At 69.1% G+C, this 17,702-nt stretch carries 16 protein-coding genes; 8 read left to right on the forward strand and 8 right to left on the reverse strand.

The genetic code is table 11. The annotated features are described in order from the left end of the window. Nucleotides 1-394 precede the first annotated feature (394 nt). From katG to SLP03_RS22350, 3 genes are all read right to left on the reverse strand, one after another. The gene (katG, locus tag SLP03_RS22340; protein WP_319462578.1) at nucleotides 395-2,638 is read right to left on the reverse strand and encodes a catalase/peroxidase HPI; all 2,244 of its coding nucleotides are present in this window, start codon (nucleotides 2,636-2,638) and stop codon (nucleotides 395-397) included. Between the two features lie 34 nt (nucleotides 2,639-2,672). Beyond that, entirely contained in the window at nucleotides 2,673-3,077 is a 405-nt protein-coding gene (locus SLP03_RS22345) for a Fur family transcriptional regulator (protein ID WP_319462621.1), read from the reverse strand. A gap of 361 nt (nucleotides 3,078-3,438) precedes the next feature. Further along, a complete protein-coding gene (locus SLP03_RS22350) occupies nucleotides 3,439-4,020 on the reverse strand; it encodes a TIGR03086 family metal-binding protein (RefSeq protein WP_319462579.1) in 582 nt (193 codons plus the stop codon). Nucleotides 4,021-4,192: 172 nt separating this feature from the next. Here SLP03_RS22350 and SLP03_RS22355 point away from each other — a divergent pair, with 172 nt between their 5' ends. After that, on the forward strand, nucleotides 4,193-4,924 hold the full coding sequence (locus tag SLP03_RS22355; RefSeq protein WP_319462580.1) for a helix-turn-helix domain-containing protein: 732 nt from the start codon (nucleotides 4,193-4,195) through the stop codon (nucleotides 4,922-4,924). A 159-nt stretch (nucleotides 4,925-5,083) separates the two neighbouring features. Here SLP03_RS22355 and SLP03_RS22360 read toward each other — a convergent pair whose 3' ends face one another. Continuing rightward, on the reverse strand, nucleotides 5,084-6,025 hold the full coding sequence (locus tag SLP03_RS22360) for a helix-turn-helix domain-containing protein (protein WP_319462581.1): 942 nt from the start codon (nucleotides 6,023-6,025) through the stop codon (nucleotides 5,084-5,086). An 89-nt stretch (nucleotides 6,026-6,114) separates the two neighbouring features. Here SLP03_RS22360 and SLP03_RS22365 point away from each other — a divergent pair, with 89 nt between their 5' ends. Next, nucleotides 6,115-7,128: an alpha/beta hydrolase gene (locus SLP03_RS22365; RefSeq protein WP_319462582.1), complete on the forward strand. Its 1,014-nt coding sequence runs from the start codon at nucleotides 6,115-6,117 to the stop codon at nucleotides 7,126-7,128. 967 nt (nucleotides 7,129-8,095) lie between these two features. Here the strand turns inward: SLP03_RS22365 and SLP03_RS22370 are convergent. Beyond that, nucleotides 8,096-8,938, reverse strand: a complete 843-nt coding sequence (locus tag SLP03_RS22370; protein ID WP_319462583.1) for a PhzF family phenazine biosynthesis isomerase — start codon at nucleotides 8,936-8,938, stop codon at nucleotides 8,096-8,098. A 512-nt stretch (nucleotides 8,939-9,450) separates the two neighbouring features. On the opposite strand from SLP03_RS22370, the gene SLP03_RS22375 reads away from it, so the two are divergent. From SLP03_RS22375 to SLP03_RS22385, 3 genes are read left to right on the forward strand one after another with little or no spacing between them, the layout of a single operon-like run. Beyond that, nucleotides 9,451-9,912, forward strand: coding sequence for a GntR family transcriptional regulator (locus tag SLP03_RS22375; RefSeq protein WP_319462584.1), 462 nt, complete (start codon nucleotides 9,451-9,453; stop codon nucleotides 9,910-9,912). Beyond that, complete coding sequence (locus SLP03_RS22380; protein ID WP_319462585.1) at nucleotides 9,909-10,829, forward strand: ABC transporter ATP-binding protein; 921 nt, start codon at nucleotides 9,909-9,911, stop codon at nucleotides 10,827-10,829. Before SLP03_RS22375 ends, SLP03_RS22380 begins: the two co-directional genes overlap by 4 nt. Further along, entirely contained in the window at nucleotides 10,826-11,890 is a 1,065-nt protein-coding gene (locus tag SLP03_RS22385; RefSeq protein ID WP_319462586.1) for an ABC transporter permease, read from the forward strand. The genes SLP03_RS22380 and SLP03_RS22385 overlap by 4 nt, the downstream gene beginning before the upstream one ends. Nucleotides 11,891-12,124: 234 nt before the next feature. On the opposite strand, the gene SLP03_RS22390 is transcribed toward SLP03_RS22385, so the two are convergent. After that, nucleotides 12,125-12,811, reverse strand: a complete 687-nt coding sequence (locus SLP03_RS22390; RefSeq protein ID WP_319462587.1) for a hypothetical protein — start codon at nucleotides 12,809-12,811, stop codon at nucleotides 12,125-12,127. A gap of 257 nt (nucleotides 12,812-13,068) precedes the next feature. Between SLP03_RS22390 and SLP03_RS22395 the strand changes: the two genes are divergently transcribed. Both SLP03_RS22395 and SLP03_RS22400 read left to right on the forward strand, forming a co-directional pair. Next, nucleotides 13,069-14,016 carry a GlxA family transcriptional regulator gene (locus SLP03_RS22395; protein ID WP_319462622.1) on the forward strand — a complete coding sequence of 316 codons (948 nt, stop codon included), beginning with the start codon at nucleotides 13,069-13,071 and terminating at the stop codon, nucleotides 14,014-14,016. 2 nt (nucleotides 14,017-14,018) lie between these two features. Then, entirely contained in the window at nucleotides 14,019-14,642 is a 624-nt protein-coding gene (locus SLP03_RS22400; protein WP_319462588.1) for a DJ-1/PfpI family protein, read from the forward strand. A 226-nt stretch (nucleotides 14,643-14,868) separates the two neighbouring features. Here SLP03_RS22400 and SLP03_RS22405 read toward each other — a convergent pair whose 3' ends face one another. After that, nucleotides 14,869-15,879 carry a mechanosensitive ion channel family protein gene (locus tag SLP03_RS22405; RefSeq protein WP_319462589.1) on the reverse strand — a complete coding sequence of 337 codons (1,011 nt, stop codon included), beginning with the start codon at nucleotides 15,877-15,879 and terminating at the stop codon, nucleotides 14,869-14,871. A 707-nt stretch (nucleotides 15,880-16,586) separates the two neighbouring features. Here SLP03_RS22405 and SLP03_RS22410 point away from each other — a divergent pair. Then, a complete protein-coding gene (locus tag SLP03_RS22410; RefSeq protein ID WP_319462590.1) occupies nucleotides 16,587-16,988 on the forward strand; it encodes a hypothetical protein in 402 nt (133 codons plus the stop codon). A gap of 95 nt (nucleotides 16,989-17,083) precedes the next feature. Here SLP03_RS22410 and SLP03_RS22415 read toward each other — a convergent pair whose 3' ends face one another. Beyond that, on the reverse strand, nucleotides 17,084-17,392 hold the full coding sequence (locus tag SLP03_RS22415; RefSeq protein WP_319462591.1) for a hypothetical protein: 309 nt from the start codon (nucleotides 17,390-17,392) through the stop codon (nucleotides 17,084-17,086). Between the last annotated feature and the right edge of the window lie 310 nt (nucleotides 17,393-17,702).

Below are 17,702 nucleotides of genomic sequence, written 5' to 3' on the forward strand. Positions count from 1 at the left end.
CACCCCAGGAGACCAACCCGTCAAGGCCGGTCAGCCAGGTGCCGCACACGGTTCCCACCACCGCTCCGCGACACCCTCACCGGGTCCGCGGGGCAGCCCTCGGCCGCGGCTTCCACCGCCACGTGCATGCCACCCCCGTAACCGACCGGGACGGCAGCGCCAGCCGGATGTCCGGCTTGCCGAGGATCGCATAGGAAACCAGAGACGCTGCTGTCTTCGACGGGAGAGGAAGGCCGCAACCCGCACCGTATCGACGTATCGGGTAACCGTCCTGGTCCGAGTGCCCGACATCCGTGGTGCGGCCCGCGCGGTCGCTCGCCGTGTACGGGAGGGGACCGATCACCGGTCCGAGGACGTCCAGGTCGGCCGGCCGAGGCCGACCTGGACGTCAGGATCAGGCGAGGTCGAACCGGTCGAGGTTCATCACCTTCACCCACGCCGCGACGAAGTCGCGCACGAACTTCTCCCGTGCGTCGTCGCTCGCGTAGACCTCCGCGAGCGCGCGCAGCTCGGAGTTCGAACCGAAGGCGAGATCGATGCGGCTGCCGGTCCACTTGACCTCACCCGTGCCGGCGTCGCGACCCTCGAAGGTCTGCGCGTCCCCGGACGTCGCCTTCCACGTGGTGCCCAGGTCGAGCAGGTTCACGAAGAAGTCGTTGGTCAACGTCTCGGGAGTCTCGGTGAAGACGCCGAGCGGTGACTGCTTGACGGTCGCGCCAAGGACGCGGAGACCACCGACGAGGACCGTCATCTCGGGCGCGCTCAGGGTCAGCAGGTTCGCCCGGTCGATCAGGAGATACTCAGCCGGCAGGCGGTGGCCCTTCCCGAGGTAGTTGCGGAACCCGTCCGCGGTCGGCTCGAGCGCGGCGAAGGATTCCACGTCGGTCTGCTCCTGCGACGCGTCCGTGCGTCCCGGCGTGAAGGGGACCTCGACGGCGTGGCCGGCGTTGTTGGCGGCAAGTTCGACGGCCGCGGACCCGCTGAGCACGATCAGGTCGGCGAGGGAGACTTTCTTCCCTCCGGTCTGGGCGGCGTTGAACGCCTCCTGGATCCCCTCCAGGGTGCGCAGCACCGTCGCCAGCTCGTCGGGGTTGTTGACCTCCCAGCCGTTCTGCGGCTCGAGACGGATGCGCGCCCCGTTGGCGCCGCCGCGCTTGTCGCCGCCGCGGAACGTCGACGCAGAGGCCCAGGCGGTCGAGACCAACTGGGACACCGACAGCCCCGAGGAGAGGATCTGGCCCTTGAGGGTGGCGATGTCCTCGGCCCCGATGAGCTCGTGGGTCACCGGCGGGACCGGGTCCTGCCACAGCAGGGTCTCGGTCGGGACCTCCGGACCGAGGTAGCGCGCGACGGGCCCCATGTCGCGGTGCGTCAGTTTGAACCACGCCCGGGCGAAGGCGTCCGCGAACTCCTCCGGGTGATCGAGGAAGCGCCGCGAGATCGGCTCGTAGATCGGGTCCACCCGGAGCGCGAGGTCCGTGGTCAGCATCGTCGGGGCGTGGCTGCGCGACGGGTCGTGGGCGTCGGGGACGGTGCCCGCCCCGGCGCCGCCCTTCGGCTTCCACTGAATCGCGCCGGCGGGGCTCGTCGTCCGCTCCCACTCGTGGCCGAACAGGATCTCGAAGAAGCTGTTGTCCCACGCCACCGGGGTGTTCGTCCACGCGCCCTCGAGCCCGCTGGTGATCGTGTCGCCGCCGTTGCCGGTGCCGAAGGTGTTCTTCCAGCCCAGGCCCTGCTCCTCCAGCGAGGCGCCCTCGGGCTCGGCGCCGACGTACTTGTTCGGGTCGGCCGCACCGTGGGTCTTGCCGAACGTGTGCCCGCCGGCGATCAGCGCGACCGTCTCCTCGTCGTTCATCGCCATCCGGTGGAACGTCTCGCGGATGTCCCTCGCGGAGGCGAGCGGGTCCCCGCTGCCGTGCGGGCCCTCCGGGTTCACGTAGATGAGGCCCATCTGGACCGCGGCCAGCGGGTTCTCGAGGTCCCGTTCACCGGTGTGGCGCTCGTCGCCGAGCCAGGTGGACTCGGGACCCCAGTAGACGTCCTCGTCGGGCTCCCAGACGTCCTCCCGGCCACCGGCGTAGCCGAAGGTCTCGAAGCCCATCGACTCCAAGGCGACGTTGCCGGCGAGAACCATCAGGTCGGCCCACGAGAGCCGCTGGCCGTACTTCTTCTTGACCGGCCACAGCAGCCGGCGAGCCTTATCGAGGTTCGCGTTGTCCGGCCAGCTGTTGAGCGGCGCGAAGCGCTGCATGCCGGCCCCGGCGCCGCCGCGGCCGTCGCTGATGCGGTAGGTGCCCGCGCTGTGCCACGCCATCCGGATGATGAACGGGCCGTAGTGGCCGTAGTCGGCCGGCCACCAGTCCTGCGAGGTCGTCAGGATCTCCGCGATGTCCTGCTTCACGGCGGCGAGGTCGAGGGTCTGGAACGCCTCGGCGTAGTTGAACTCCGCACCGAGGGGGTTGGCCACGGCGGGGTTCTTGGCGAGGACCTTCAGGTTGAGCCGGTTCGGCCACCATTCTCGGTTCCCCCCGCCCTGGGTCGGGTGCGGGGCGCGGGTGGCGGCCGATACCGGGCAGCCACCTTCGCTCTCCTCCGAGTTCATGTCTCCTACGACTGCATCATGGGGGTGCTCAGCCATGGGAATCCTTCCGGGGATTGGGGAATGAGGGGGGTCAGGAACTGCGTGTGGTGGAGCAGTCGGGGCACAGGCCCCGGTAGACGACCTCGGCCTCGTCGATCGAGAAGCCGTGGTCGTCGGACGCGGTCAGGCAGGGCGCCTCGCCGGCGGCGCAGTCGACGTCGGCGATCAGGCCGCACGACCGGCACACCACGTGGTGGTGGTTGTCCCCGATCCGTGACTCGTAGCGCGCCACGGAGCCGGGTGGCTGGATGCGCCGGACCAGACCCGCGGCCGTCAGCGCACGCAGCACGTCGTACACGGCCTGGTGGGACACCTCAGGCAGATCCCTGCGCACGGCCCCGATGATCGAGTCGGTATCGGCGTGCGGATGTGCCAGCACCGCGCCCAGCACCGCCACCCGCGGGCGGGTCACGCGCAGAGCGGCCGCGCGCAGCATCTGCGTGAAGTCCAGGGCCGTGGCCACGCCCCGCAGTCTGGTCCGCTTTCTGGAATCAGTCAAGAGAGCGGCGACCCACCGGCGGCAAGACCTGGCGCGACTCCGGCGACGCGTCCGTCCCGCGCCGGCCACTCCCCGATTCACCCCGGCTGCACCAACAGGCGCTCGACCCGCGTTCCCGCAGGTTGAGCGCCCGCTGATGTGGTGCGCGCGATGCGTCTGGGCTGCCGGCGTACTACGGCCAGCTGCTTTCCTCGACCGCCCCCGGGCACGTCGCCGACCCCTGGCTTGCAAAGATCACGCCGGGCATCGCTCGGTGCGTACCGCTCGTGGTCCAGTCACGCCGTGACCTCGGCTCCACTTACCGCCCGTCGCGAACCGCGTCCGGCGAGCGGCCGATGAAGGCAACCAACCGGTCCACGGCGGCCGCGTCGGCACTGACTTCGACCTCGTAGCCGAACGTCTTGCCCGGGCCGCGGTAGGCGGGCATCAGCATGCCGCGGGCGGCCTCGAGCGCCGCCTGCGCGTCCGACTCGGCGTACGGCACCGGTTGGCCTGTCGCGATCGCCAGGTCCCAACCGTGCCCGATGTACTCGACCAACATCATTCCGAGCACCATGGAGCCGGGCAGTTCGGACGATGCCATGCGCAGCGGCCGGTCGGCTGCCCCGGACCGGAACGCCGCGACCGCTTGCGCGCCCGCGGCGGCGAACTCCGCAGCCGGATGGGCGCCGCATTGGTACGCGTTCGGGTCGTCGTGATCATCCGTCCCGGCGGCCCGAGCGGCGAACATCCGCAGCCACCCGACCAGGTGATTGGTGAGCGCCGACACGTCGTAGTCTGGGCACGGGGTCGGCAGCGCACGCTGTTCCGGCCGGACCCCGGCGAGGAGCGCCGTCGTCCTGTCGATCACTGCGGCTAGATTGGCGGTGCCTGCGGACATGGACATCCTCCTCGGAAGCGGTACCGGCGACGCTAGCCCGGAGCGGGCCGCTGGTCTTGAACAAACGCGCCGAGTTCGGCAGCCCCGGCGTGTGCAGTCGGCCGCCGAGGATTCGCGGGGCATCCTCCGCCCTCAGGAGAGCCTACGCGCCTTTCGGCGGACCAGATCGGCCGTGCCCGGCCCGCTCGCCGCCCACCTCGACCTGTTCTGGCATACCGAGTGGGAGCTGCCCGGCGGGGCGGCGCACCGCCAACGACTGCTGACGCTCCCGGCGGTCCAGGTGGTTGTCGAACCGCAGGATGCCACGGTCACGGGCCCTTTGCGGCGCCCCTGGGTCCGCGACCTCAGTGGCAGTGGGTGGGCACTCGGCGTCATGTTCCGGCCCGGCGGATTCCGGGACGTGCTCGGTGCGCCGATCAGCACGCTCACCGATCGCGACGTGCCGGTCCAGGATGTGTTCGGCCCGGCCGGTGACCAGTTCGCCGCTGCCGTCCGGGGCGTCGTCACCGACGAGGAGCGGTTCGCTGTGGCGGCGGCGTTCTTCGCGGATCGGCTGGCGGCACCGTCGGCCGAGCAGCTTGCCGTGACCGCCGCGGTCGAGCGCGTCATCGACGATGAGGCGATTGTGAGGGTGGCCGATCTGGCGCGGGCGTGCCACTGGAGCATCCGGCACCTGCAGCGCCTGTTCGCAGACTACGTCGGGGTGACGCCGAAGTGGGCGATCCGCCGGTACCGGCTGGTCAATGCCGCCGAGCGGGTGGCGCGGCACCAGGGTGTGGAGTGGGATCTGCTGGTCAGCGAGTTGGGCTACAGCGATCAGTCGCACCTGGTCCGGGATTTCACCGGCGTCATCGGCATGCCCCCGGCCCGCTATGCTGCGGCCTGCCGCGCGGGTCGATCCTGACTTCGACGCCAGAGAGCTGCTGACCGGCGTAACCAACCAACAGACGGCTGAAGAGCTCGCTCATCAAGCCGTGCACCGCTTGGCCAAGCGCAGACCTGCAGTTCGTCCCAATAGGCAAGTTCGACTGCGCTCGATCCTAGTCACGCTCAGTTACACGGGCTAACGGTGGTGATGGCTCCGGACTCGCGAGTCACTCTCTTGCCGAGAACAGTGTCCGGGTAGGCGTGGGTCTTGGCCGGGTGTTCGGTGGCTGGCCTTGCGATCTGGCCAGGCGATGTCGTCGACCGCGAGCCATGGTTCGCTGGCCACGGTCGACGGGGTGGCTCCAGTGAACGCCACGACGTCGCGATGTAGGTGGGACTGGTCGGCGTAGCCGCCGTCGGCCGCGACTCGGGCTGCGTCTTCACCCGCGGCGAGCCGGTGGGCGGCGTGGTCGAAGCGGACCAGCTTCGCAGCGCGTTTGGGTGGCAGGCCGATCTGCGCGTGGAATCGGGACCACAGGCGTTTGCGGCTCCATCCGACCTCCGCCGCCAGCATGTCGACCCGGACCTGGCCGCAGCCGACGAGGATCCGGTTCCAGGCCCAGGCCACCTCCGGGTCTACGGACGACCCTGCCCCACGCGACCCAGCCTGACGTCGGTGGGCGAGCAACGCGTCGGTCAACGCGAACCGCTCCTCCCACGACGAGGCGTCGCTTAGTTGCTCACGGATATGTGACGCCTGTCGGCCCCACAGGTCGTCGAGGGCCACTACGGTGCCGTCCAGGTCGGCCGGGGAGACGCCCAGAACCGCGCGTGCGACTACCGGGGACAGGCGCACCTGCACGGCCTCGAAGTTCTCACCTCGCACCCGAACCGCGCCGGGTCCGAATCCGAGCCCGGCGACGAGACTTCCCCGCTGCTGCCGCCCGGCGGCATCGTCCACGATGAGCGGGCCAGCGCCGAACTCCAGAGCCAGTGTCAGGGCCGGGTGCGAGATCACCCGATGGCCAACCGTGGTCATGCCACGGTCACGGAACCCAGCCATGCTGACACCAGCCACCTGGCTGGGCCGCGCCGGGCGTGCGACGTCCCACACAGCCGCATCGTCACGCTCGTCCACGGCGGATCGCATCATCCCATCCTATGCGGAGCGGCTGATCGGAACATTTGTTCAAGCCACCAGCGCCAATGCACGGCGACAGTGAGCTCATGACTATTCCCCCAGGGCTCGACAACCCGTTAGACGACGCCGATCCGCGATCTGACCGGCAGCCACACGTGAGGCGTGCGGGAAGCCGCCGACGGCGCCGCATCATCGCCTCAACAACCCTCCTCGCGATCGTCGGGCTGCTCCTGGGAAACACGGCGATGGTGGACTGGCAGGACGCCGACGCCAGCGGGAACTCGACCCTGCCTCTTGACGGCGGGAACATCTACGTGAGCCAGGACGGACCCCGCGACGCCCCGGCACTCGTACTGATCCACGGGCTCGGCAGCTCAACCCGCTGGTGGAATCTGGTGGTTCCGATGTTGGCGACGTCCTATCGCGTCATCCGGATCGACCTGCTCGGGCACGGCCGGTCCGCCAAACCGGCTGGCGGCGGCTACGCAATCCCACAGCAGGGACGCCGGGTCGGCCAGGCACTGGACCGGCTCGGCGTCAAGCACGCCATAGTGATCGGCCATTCCACCGGCGGCTACGTCGCCACCGCCCTCGCCGAGCAACGAGGCGACCTGGTGACCGCGTTAGCGCTCATCGACACCGGACCCCGCATGGACGGCTTCATCTCGGACGGGCCCGTCGGCCAGCTCATTTTCGTCCCGGCGGTGGGGCAACTATTGTGGCGACTTCGAACCGACGGCATCATCCGCCGGGGTTTGAGCACCGCGTTCGCCCCGGGATTCAAGATCCCGCAGCAGCTCGTCGACGACACGCGCGGCATGACCTACCACTCGCTCACCGCGGCATCGCGGGCGTCCGACGACTATCTGAAACAGCGTCCGCTCCCGGATCGGCTCACGGCACTCGGCAAACCACTGCTGGTGATCTTCGGCGAGCAGGACCAGAGGTGGCGATCCTCATCCGCCGCCCTGTACCGCGCCGTTGCGGGCGCGAGAGTCGAGTTGCTGCCGGGCGTTGGACACTCACCCATGCTCGAGGATCCGCCGCGGACCGCGGCACTTCTCCTCACCTTTATCAGTTCCGTGCTCAGCGGTCAGTAGCGACGTGGCGGAGCGCGTCTGCTTTTGCCGTGTCCGGTAGGCAGGCCACACCACCGGGCAACTGTCGGGGCGGGCTTGTTCCATGAGCGTGGCGACCAGACCGGGTCGGTCTCATCACGCACGGGCCCTCTGCAGGGTCGTCGAAATGCGTTCGTTTATGGACGTGCATGCGTCTATGGGTCGGCCCGAGCCGCCGTCCCGATGCCCGTCGGAGTCGGCGAGAGTGGATTTGACCTGCACAGATTGTTGCTTCGAGGAATCCCGGCGACCCGAGCAGGTGATGACATCGGTGGCAGCAGACTTTGGAGTGAGGCGCCTGCCGGGCACATGCCGCTACACCGTGGTGGCGCCCGAGTTGAGCTGCTTCGGATCGGCGCTAAGCGTCCCCCGCGGGTCCTGGTCCGGTTTCTCGATGACCAGTTCGAGGGTAAGGAGGAGTGGGTTCCTCCGCCCCGGCTCAAGGTCCTATGGGAACACGCCGACGAGTGGCTGTTCCGGGAACGTCGATGGCTGACGGTCCTGGATGTTTCGGCGCCCGCGGTCGACTCTGCCGATGACCGGGCGTTTGACCTCCGTGTCTCGGGACCGACGGGGTGGAAGGCCACCGCCTCCAGATGCGTGACCACGGCCCGGACCAGCGGCGAGTACCTCGTGGCCGGACGGCGCACCGTTTCACCGACCCTTGCCACCGCTCCGCCGTTGCCGATGCCGCCGGCGAGGACGACATCCTCCTGATCCGCGCCGCCGCCGTCCACCATCCGGAAGGATCCCTTTCAGCTCCTTTACCTCCCCAAAAGGGAGGGCGCGCCCCTACGTTCGCAAGCTCCTGCAGCGACCTGGAAAACGCGCTGTCATGGCACTGACAGTGCGCGCGAGGCGACCGGAATTGCCGTGACGAGTGCGTTGGCTGAATCGTCCAGGAGCAATTCGGAGGCAGGCGCTGCTTCGTAAGGCACTGTCCGCATCGCTATCCGGCAAGGACAACGGCGGCGCCGGTCACCGCGATGCCGGTTCGCGGTTCGGCGGGGATCCCGATCGTCAGGACGCTGGGACGGCCCAGGTCCTGACCTTGGTGCACGGTGACAGTCACGGGTGGCGCCACCAGCCCAAGCTCGCGTAAGTAGCCGCCGAAAGCTGCAGCTGCGGCGCCGGTGGCGGGGTCCTCCAGGACACCGCCGGGTGGGAAGGGGTTGCGCGCGTGGAATACGTGAGCAGACTCGCGCCACACCAGGTCGATCGTCGTCCAGTCGCGCTGCGCCATCAGCGTGGCCAGTGCGTTCAGGTCGTAGTCCAGGTTGGCCAGCCGTTGCCGGCTTGCGGCGGCCACGACGGGGTGCCAGGCGCCGGCGAAGGCGGCTCGCGGCGGCAGCGTCGCGTCGAGGTCGCCTGGTGCCCAGCGCAGCGCCTCAAGCAGCGCCGCGAAATCATCGGCAGCGATGGGCTGGGTCTGCGGCTCCACGCTGATCAGCGTTGCCGTGGTCGTGCCGTCCGGCGCCACGTCGGTGGAAACCTCGACCAGCCCGGCTCGGGTGTCGAAGTGCAGGACCCCCGGGCCATGCCGCTTGGCGTAGGCGACTGCCGAGGCGATGGTCGCGTGGCCGCAGAACGGCACCTCGGCCAACGGGCTGAAGTAGCGCACCTCGAAGCTCCCGTTGCCGCGAGGCACGAGGAACGCCGTTTCGGAGTAGCCGATGTCAGCGGCCACGCGCAGCATCTCGGCGTCGCCGACCCCGGTGGCGTCGAGTACGACACCGGCCGGGTTGCCGCCCGCCGGGTCGGCGCTGAACGCGACGTAGCGCAGGATCTCCATGGTCACGACCATAAGGCGGAGGACCATCAACGGCGAGGGCCAATCCACGCCGCTTGGTCCCGTGAAGCCACTACCAAGCCGGCGCCGCGACATCCGCCTCTGCCGCGACGCGCGCGTTCAGCCCCGCTCCCGCAACGTCCGACTTTGCCGATGTGCGGGCGTCGTACGGTCGAGCGGCGAGGGCCGCACCTTTGTGCCACGCCCGAACTCATATTGCGTCGTCCGCCGGAGTGCATGCCCGACCTCATGACTGCGCGGCCCGCGACCGGTCGTGCCGGCATATCGGGTTGGACTTCCCAGCAGCAATCAGCAGCGCGACCGGTCAGGGTGCGGGACAGAGCGTCTGAAGCTGCGGACTGCCGGCCGATAGAGCGACCGCGGCCGGGCAGGCAATGGGGCGAGCCGTTCGATGCCGCCAGCCGCTCGGGCACGTCCTTGCCATGTTGGTTAACTGGTGTTCTACTTTACCAGAACAATCTGCGATGCCCGGAGCGGATAAGGAGGACCACTAGGTGATCAACTTTCATGTCGACCGGTCCAGCAGCGTCCCCGCCTACGCCCAACTGGTGCGGCAGGTGCGCGAAGGGCTACGGATCGGGACGCTGCAGCCCGGGGACCAACTCCCCACCGTGCGCAGCGTGGTGACCTCGTGCACGGTCAACCCGACCACGGTGCTTAAGGCCTACCGGGAACTGGAGCTGTCCGGCCTGGTGGAGGCGCGGCAGGGAGCGGGCACCTTCGTCAGCGGAACGCTCGGCCACGCGGATCCCCATGTCATGGCCCGCTTACGCAGCAGCCTGGCCCGGTGGCTCGGCCAGGCCCGCGAGGCCGGTCTGGAGGACGAGGACGTCCAAGCGCTGCTCGCCTCGGTGATCGCGGAGAACTCGGCGCGCAGTACCCAGGCTGGCGGCGACCGGACGCAGGCAGAACCGGCACCGGGCGCTGGGTTCCAGAAGAAGGAGGGCGCCGCATGAATGAGCAGTCCATCGCCGTGGAAGCCCGCGACGTGGGCAGGCGTTACGGCACCGTCTGGGCGCTACGGGAGTGCAGCTTTCAACTGCCCGCCAGCCGCATCATCGCGCTGGTCGGCGCGAACGGCGCGGGCAAGTCGACGCTGATGAGCATTATCGCCGGTACGTTGGCGGCCACCTGCGGCTCGCTGCTGGTCCACGGCCGACCGATGGTGAAGGGCAGGTCCACCAACGGGGGTGGTTCTGCCGGGAGCCGGGTCGCGATCCTGGCCCAGGACAAGCCGCTGTACCGGGACTTCAGTGTGTCGGACATGCTCCGCTTCGGAAGGTCGATGAACCGCGTGTGGGACCAGCGGCGGGCGCTGTCGTGGCTTCAGCGCTTCGACATCCCCCTGGACCGGCGCTGCGGCAAGTTGTCCGGCGGGCAGCGGGCGCAGGTCGCGCTGGCGGTCGCCCTGGGCTCCCGCCCGGCGGTGCTGCTGTTGGACGAGCCCCTCGCGAACCTGGACCCGGTGGCCCGCACTGAGGTGACCGGCGAACTCATGGCGGAGGCCGCCGACGGCGACATGACCGTCATGCTGTCGACCCACATCATCGCCGAGCTCAGTGGCGTCGGTGACCATCTGCTGCTGCTCGACGCGGGCCGGCCCGTGCTCACCGGCGATGTCGAGGAGTTGCTCGATAGCCACGTGCGGCTGACCGGACCCCGCGCGGACCAGCCACCTGGCCCGGGCGCGATCGTCCAGGCGCAGCACACTGACCGCCAGTCCACGTTCGTCCTCCGGCAGCCAGCGCCACCGACGGCGCACGCCGTCGTCGCCCCCGGCTGGACCGCCCAGCCCATCACCCTGGACGAGCTGATCCTGACCTACCTCAAGGCATCGTCCAAGGCACACCATGATCTGGAGACAGCAGCATGAGCCCGGTCACCCAAGCGCCCGCCCCCACGAAGCGCCAGGACGATCTCAGGTCCGCCGGGGGCGTCCGCGGTCTGCTGTGGCTGACCTGGCGCCAGCACCGCTGGACCCTGATCGGCATGCTCGTCCTGGCCGCGGTCCTGGTTGGCTGGATGACCTACCTGTCCATGGAACTGACTGACCTGTGGCACCAGTGCCACAACGCGTACTGCCCGGAGAACTCCCCGCAAGGCGAGCGGCTCGCCGGGTCCTCGAGCCTGGTCTTGACCTTGGGTGCCCTGTCGCGGCTGGTGCAGTACATGCCGCTGCTGATCGGCGTGTTCATCGGCGTCCCGGTGCTGACCAGGGAGCACGAGCAGCGAACCCTGCTGCTGGCCTGGAGCCAGGACGTCTCCCCGACGCGCTGGCTGTGGACCAAGCTCGGCTTGCTCGGCCTGTTCGTGACGACTGTGACCACGGCCGTCGCCGGCGTCAACGATCACCTTGCGCACCTGGAAACCCAGGTCGCTCCGGGAAACCTCTTCAACTACGTGCCGTTCCTGAACACCGGGATGCTGCCGGTCGCGATCAGCATCTGCTGGTTCGCGGTCGGCGTTGCACTCGGCGCCGCGATCAAACGCACGCTCCCCGCCGTGTTCGGCGTGATCGCGGGCTTCATCGGCCTGACCTACCTCGTCCAGTGGCGCTACCCCACCCTCATGAAGCCATTATCCGCGCACCTACAAGTGGGCGGGCCGGACGGCGGCCTGCTGCGCGACAACGCCCTGGTCGTCAAGGGCGGCATGATCGACTACGGTAGCGACGGTCCGTCCGGCGCGTTCGACGCCTCGGGACGCCAGCTCAGCGGCGTCGAGCTGCAACGCCTCTGCCCGCCCGACAACGGTGCCGGCACGATGCTCTCCTGCTACTCCAACAACCATCTCCTGCAGCACCTGCAGTACCAGCCGGGCAGCCGGATCCCCGACTTCCATCTGATCGTCGCGGCCGGCTACCTGGGCCTGACCGCGGTGGCCCTCGCCGCCGTCTGGTTAATCGTCCGCCGCACCAACCTCAGCGCGGGCTGACCCCAGCCGCCGAGGTGTCGCACCCCTCGGCAATGATCGCGCCGTGCCGCAGGACGATATCGATGCGGAAACCCGAACGAAGATGGTCGGCCGGTACGCCGGCCGACCATCTTGACGATGACGCGCTGTCCGCTCATGCCGCGATCCGCGCGTGGCAGAGCGTGACGGCGGCCGCTACCGCTCGGCATCCTGATCTGCCGATGAGCGCGCTGCCGATCATGTTGGCAGCTGCGGTCAGTGATCGGGTAGGTGCCGTAGCCCGTCGTGGGTGCCGATCGTCGGGCGGTAGTCGGGCCGCGCGGTGTACATGTTGATCGCTCGGGCGGTGAAGGCAGGGTCGGCTCCGGTCGCGATAATTGTTCCGGGCCGGATTCCGCGTCGTACGAGCAGTTCGGGGTGGGCGAGGCCCAGTTTGACGCCGTGACGGGCGGGCCGAGCGGTGGGGGCTGCCTCCCACGGTACGAAAATTGAGCCGAGGGGTTGTCGGTCGAGTATGCCGTCGGGGCGGAGGATCATACCGAACCTTCCGAGTGCGCCGTACCACGCCAAAGGCAGCAGGAGAAGCAGCAGTGCCGCGACGGCGATCTGCAGCCGGTCGGGTCCGAGGCCGCGGTGGGCGCGCTCGGCGGCCCACACCCACGATTGCACGGTGATGACGGTCAGCATGCCGGTCGACAGGAGATAGCCACCGTGCGGCGGCGCGGCGAAGGCGCCTGGGTGTGGCAGGAAGGTCGCGGGCCGGCGCGCGGATGACGCGACGATGCCGGCGACGGCGAGCGACATCGTGAGAAGGGCGAGCAGCGCTGCGCAGACAACGGAGACGATCGGGATCTGCGCTTGCAGGAGCGATCCAAGGGCAACGGCGGTGCACAGCACGCTGACGAGGAACATCCACCGATGTCCGATGATCTTGCTCAACATGAGGTGCATCGTACGGTCATCGCGCGACCTCGGCGAGCAACGAACGGCTGCGCTGATGGGCCTTACCGTGCCTGAGACCGAGCTTGCAGCGGTGCGCGGATCTGCCGCGATCCGCGCGCACCAGCTTCGGCCTCGGTGACTGACACCTCCCAGGTTCGGGAGTCCGCTCGCGCGGCTGGTGTAATCTGCAATAACTGCGTCGTTGACGCCAGATCGAGTCGCTGGCCAGGATAACTGGCGTGCACAGACGCGTTGTGGTGGTGACTTTTGCGGGTTTCCAGCTCTTTGATCTGGCCGGCCCGACCGATGTGTTCGCGACCGCGAGCCTGCTGACCGGAGAGCGCGGCTACCGGCTGGAGCTGACGGCCGTACGGGCCGGGGCCGTACCGGCCGGCAACGCGATCACCATCGTGGCCCAGACTGCGCTCGACCAGGTGACCGGGCCGATCGGCACGCTGCTGGTCGTCGGCGGGCCATCGGTGCCGGAACACCTCGGCGACCGGGAACTGATCGTTGGAATCGCTCGGTTGGCCGGTAATGCCCGGCGCGTCGCGTCGGTCTGCAATGGCGCGTTCCTTCTCGCTGAGGCAGGGTTGCTGACCGGCCGGCGCGCGACCACGCACTGGCTGGTGGCCGGCGAGCTCGGTGTGCGGTATCCCGACATCGAGGTGGACGCCGATCCGATCTACATCAAGGACGGCGACGTCTGGACGTCGGCCGGGGTCAGCGCGGGTGTGGATCTTGCGCTCGCCCTGGTGGCGGAGGACCATGGCCACGCGCTCGCCCGCAGCGTCGCTCGCGGCCTCGTGGTCTACCTGCACCGTCCCGGTGGGCAGAGCCAGTTCAGTACGCCGATGCGCGCCGCGGCCCCGCGTACCGAACCACTACGGGACCTACAGGCGTTCATCGAGGCCAATCCCACCGAAGACCTAAGCGTGCCCGCCCTGGCCCGGCGCGTCGGGATGAGCGAGCGCCACTTCTCCCGCGTCTTCAGCAATCAGACCGGGCTGTCACCCGGCCGGTACGTCGAACGGAGCCGAGCCGAGACGGCCCGGCGGCTGCTGGAGGTCACCGGCCACTGCCTCGACCGGGTGGCCCAGGACAGCGGCCTCGGCGCACCGGAGACCCTCTACCGCGTCTTCCGCCGGCACTGGCGGATTTCCCCCGGCGACTATCGCCGCCGGTTCCAAACGAAGGGAAGCTGATCATGCACGTCGCCATACCCCTCTATCCCCGGTTCACCGCGCTCGACGCCGTCGGGCCGTACACGGTGCTGGCCTTCGCGCCGGGCTACACAGTCACGTTCGTGGCCGCCGAGCCGGGACCGGTCGTCGATGACCGGGGCAGCCTTACCCTTCAGGCCACCGCCGCCTTCGCCGAGGTGCCGCGTCCGGACATGATTCTCGTACCCGGCGGCCCCGGCACGCGCGAGGCAATGTCCGACCCGGAACTGATCGGATGGATCGGCCGCGCGCACGAGCACGCCCGGTGGACGACCTCCGTGTGCAGCGGTTCGTTCCTGCTAGGCGCCGCCGGCCTGCTGACGGGCCATCGGGCGACGAGCCACTGGGGCTGGGTCGAGCGCCTCGCGAACTTCGGCGCCACACCGGTGCGGGAGCGAGTGGTCGTAGACGGCACGGTCGTCACGGCGGCGGGCGTCTCGTCGGGCATCGACATGGCCCTCACGCTGCTGGCCGAGGCCAATGACGCTGTCACGGCGCAGACGGTGCAGCTCGCGATCGAGTACGACCCGGAACCACCGTTCGACGCCGGTTCCCCGGCCACCGCCCCTGCGGGCCTCGCCGAACGTGCATTGAGCCTGATCGGCTGAGTGGCGCGGTCGGTGGCCGGGCACACCGCGAGCTGCCGAGTCACCGCCCACGTTCAAAATCACGTGCCCTCATCTGCCGCAGGTCGCGCGTGGCAGACAGTGACCGGTCTGCTTCCACTCCCGGTACTGCCGAGATCAGTGCGTTCATGGGGTCAGCCGACCCGCCAAGCGGCCGGGTCGACACCGCCGGGCACCGGCGCCCGGGCGGCCACGCCGGACCCGCCGGTCAGGGCTGGTACTGGCTGCGGGTGCGGGGCAGCCACTGGGGGTGCTGGTCGCGCAGGTAGCGGATCAGTCCCTCGCGTAGGTCGCAGCGCAGGTCCCAGGCGCTGGCGCCGTCCGCGGCCGAGGCCTGCACCTGGATGACCACGGTCTGCGGGGTGGCGTCGACCATCTGGAGCACCCACCGGTCTCGATCCCACAGCGGTGAGGACTCGACCAGTCGGCGTGCCTCCCGGCGCAGGTCGTCCAGGTCGGCGGTGTGGTCGACATGTAGCTGGATCTTGCCGATTACCCGCGACTCGTTCCGGGTCCAGTTCTGGAACGGCCGCTCGGTGAAGTACGTGGTCGGCAGGATGAGCATCCGGTCGTCCCAGAGCCGGATCACCACGTTGGTCAGCTTCACCTCCTCGACCCGGCCCCATTCGCCGTCCACCACCAGCGCGTCGCCGACGTGCAGCCCGTCGGCGAAGGCGACCTGGATGCCGGCGAACGCGTTGGCGAGCGCGGTTCGGGCGGAGAGGCCGATCACCGCGCCGACCACCCCGGCCGAGGTCAGAATGGAGATGCCGAAGAGGCGTACCGGCCGGAAGGTGGTCAGGATCAGGCCGACCGCGAGGACCGTGACAACGGCCACCGTGAGCCGCCGCACCGGGCGGATCTGGGTCCGGGCCCGCCGGACCCGCCGGCTCGTGACCGGATCGCTCGGCAGCCGGCTGAACGCGACCGCTTCGGCGACCTGCAATGCCTTGATCACCAGCCACGCACTGACGGCGACCAGGACCAGCAGGATGGCGTGCCGCAGATAACGCTGCCACTCGGCCGGTCCGGGCGGCAGCGCGTAGTACAGCGCCCCGACCAGCAGGATCGCGGCCGCCGGGCGGCGGCAGGCGTGCCGCAGCGGCTCCAGCAGCCACTTGTAGCGGCCACGGGCACCCCGGCGGATCAGCACGCCGGAGACCAGGTCCACGACCACGGCCGCCGCCAGCGCGGCCAACACGATCAACGCGGTACGCATCAGAAGCCGTTCACCGTGATCCCGATGCCGCCTCTCCTGGGCTCGCGACCGCACTCCCGCGTTCAGGGTGTCATCAGATCCGGTGGCAAGCGGCGGATATCGGGAATGCCAGACGGCCGTGACCGACGTCCGGCGGCTGCCGAACGAGACGGTCAACCTGCCCGCAGGCTTCCTGCGAGCCGGCGCAGGATGCGTGATCGGCACCCTATGGCCGGTCGCAGACCTGCCGGGGCCGCTCATGCAGCGCTATCAGCTGCTCTTGGGCGTGCCGGACCGTGCGGCCCGGTGCCGCCCCCCGAGGCGCTGCGCGCGGCCCAGCGCTGGCTGGCCGGGGCAGGCGACGCGGAGCTGGCGGCGTACTTCGCGGGCGAGCCCGCGCCCGCCGAGGCACCGCACGACGAGCGTTGGCTATTCGCCGACTCGCATTACTGGGGCCAGGTGCTGTCGGGCCGGTGCAGGATGCGGGCAAGGTGAACGCGGTCCACACGCGGAATGTACATCGGCGCGGTTGTGTTCGGTCCGCCGGAGCGGTCTCTGCGGCCTCATCCCTGGCCGTGACAGATGCACGGATCTGCCGCGTTCCGCGTGCTACGCGGCGTCACGAAGTGCTGACTCGGCCGGCATACGCACATGCCGAAGACAGCGTTCTCTGTGCGCTCGTGTGCGACGCTGCGTGCGACGCGTTGACTCCCCTGCTGGAGACACACATGGACGTGGCATGGATCGCGACCGATCCTGGAAGTGGCGACCCGGCCTCCACGGAAACCCGGTCTGACGTCGACGGCTTCATGTCCCGGCTCCAGCACCTTCTGAGCGCCGGAGAGGGATACACGGAGGTACGCCGCGTCGAGGCGTACTACCCCCTGTTGACGTTCTCGTTCAGAGGGGACTACGCAGTCATGCACCTGTTTGAGTCCCCAGACGACTGCCGCCTTCTTCGTGGGGATGGCGGGCTGCCCGCGACGAAAACCGTCGAAGTCCCGGTGCTCGGCGACGACTGCACATTCTCGGGTGACTTCGTCTCCAGCGTGACCAAGGCAACGGCGACGATCGCTGCCTTCATCGATGGCGCTCCAGCCGAACGACTCGGAGAGTGGGTTCGGCTCTAAGCCCGCGCAGTGCCGTTGGTCGTCACACCGCTTGATCAGGTGCGCGCTCGTGCCGAATTGAGGACGTCGGCTCCCAGCGCGGTCGCTGATGCGATCTACGACCGGGCAAGCGCCACGACTATCCATTCGACCGGCGCAGGCTGATTCTCTGGTGGCTGCCCGAGCATCCACGTCAACACTCGGGTCGCCTGCTCGTAGGTGTTGATCAAGCCAAACTCGTTGAGCTCCACCCGAAGCTCGTCGAAGGCCTCAGTCGCGAACCCGTGGCAGTGCCACGAGTGGAAGTCCAACGACACCTCTGCGCCAACCAACTCATAGCCGATCACCGACGCCCCTGGAGGGAGCCGGGATTGGGCCCTGAGCAGGTCGAAGTACGGCTGTTCCGGACCTCCCTGCTCCGGCATGATTTGAGGGCGTCTTCCAAGGTCATGGCCACTGTCACGATCTCGGCGCGTGGGGCACGGATCCGCGCACGCTCCGCCTCCTGGCGGTCGACGTACCAATCCCAGAATTCCGGTCGGGGCAGGTCGCTCATGAGACAGTCGCTGACCGTCAGGAACGTCTCGGGTAGCACGTGCTCCTGACCGGGTGGCCGAGGTGCAGGCACCGCCAGGACGTAGCCAGCCACGATCAGTTGGTCCCCGTTCACAGCGACATTGTCCCCATCAACCGACGGCGCCCGTCTGACGGGCGTCCTGTCATAGCCGCTGGTCG

The organism is Micromonospora sp. RTP1Z1 (assembly GCF_033804685.1).
In the GTDB taxonomy this organism is placed as follows: Bacteria; Actinomycetota; Actinomycetes; order Mycobacteriales; family Micromonosporaceae; genus Micromonospora.

Bases quoted from the DNA above. Each gene is read 5' to 3' on its own strand.
- SLP03_RS22365 (WP_319462582.1), top strand. From the start codon at position 6,115: ATGACTATTCCCCCAGGGCTCGACAACCCGTTAGACGACGCCGATCCG.
- SLP03_RS22390 (WP_319462587.1), bottom strand. From the start codon at position 12,811: ATGTTGAGCAAGATCATCGGACATCGGTGGATGTTCCTCGTCAGCGTG.
- SLP03_RS22400 (WP_319462588.1), top strand. From the start codon at position 14,019: ATGCACGTCGCCATACCCCTCTATCCCCGGTTCACCGCGCTCGACGCC.
- SLP03_RS22415 (WP_319462591.1), bottom strand. From the start codon at position 17,392: ATGCCGGAGCAGGGAGGTCCGGAACAGCCGTACTTCGACCTGCTCAGG.
- SLP03_RS22350 (WP_319462579.1), bottom strand. From the start codon at position 4,020: ATGTCCGCAGGCACCGCCAATCTAGCCGCAGTGATCGACAGGACGACG.
- SLP03_RS22370 (WP_319462583.1), bottom strand. From the start codon at position 8,938: ATGGAGATCCTGCGCTACGTCGCGTTCAGCGCCGACCCGGCGGGCGGC.
- SLP03_RS22405 (WP_319462589.1), bottom strand. From the start codon at position 15,879: ATGCGTACCGCGTTGATCGTGTTGGCCGCGCTGGCGGCGGCCGTGGTC.
- katG (WP_319462578.1), bottom strand. From the start codon at position 2,638: ATGGCTGAGCACCCCCATGATGCAGTCGTAGGAGACATGAACTCGGAG.
- SLP03_RS22410 (WP_319462590.1), top strand. From the start codon at position 16,587: ATGGACGTGGCATGGATCGCGACCGATCCTGGAAGTGGCGACCCGGCC.
- SLP03_RS22385 (WP_319462586.1), top strand. From the start codon at position 10,826: ATGAGCCCGGTCACCCAAGCGCCCGCCCCCACGAAGCGCCAGGACGAT.
- SLP03_RS22380 (WP_319462585.1), top strand. From the start codon at position 9,909: ATGAATGAGCAGTCCATCGCCGTGGAAGCCCGCGACGTGGGCAGGCGT.
- SLP03_RS22345 (WP_319462621.1), bottom strand. From the start codon at position 3,077: ATGCTGCGCGCGGCCGCTCTGCGCGTGACCCGCCCGCGGGTGGCGGTG.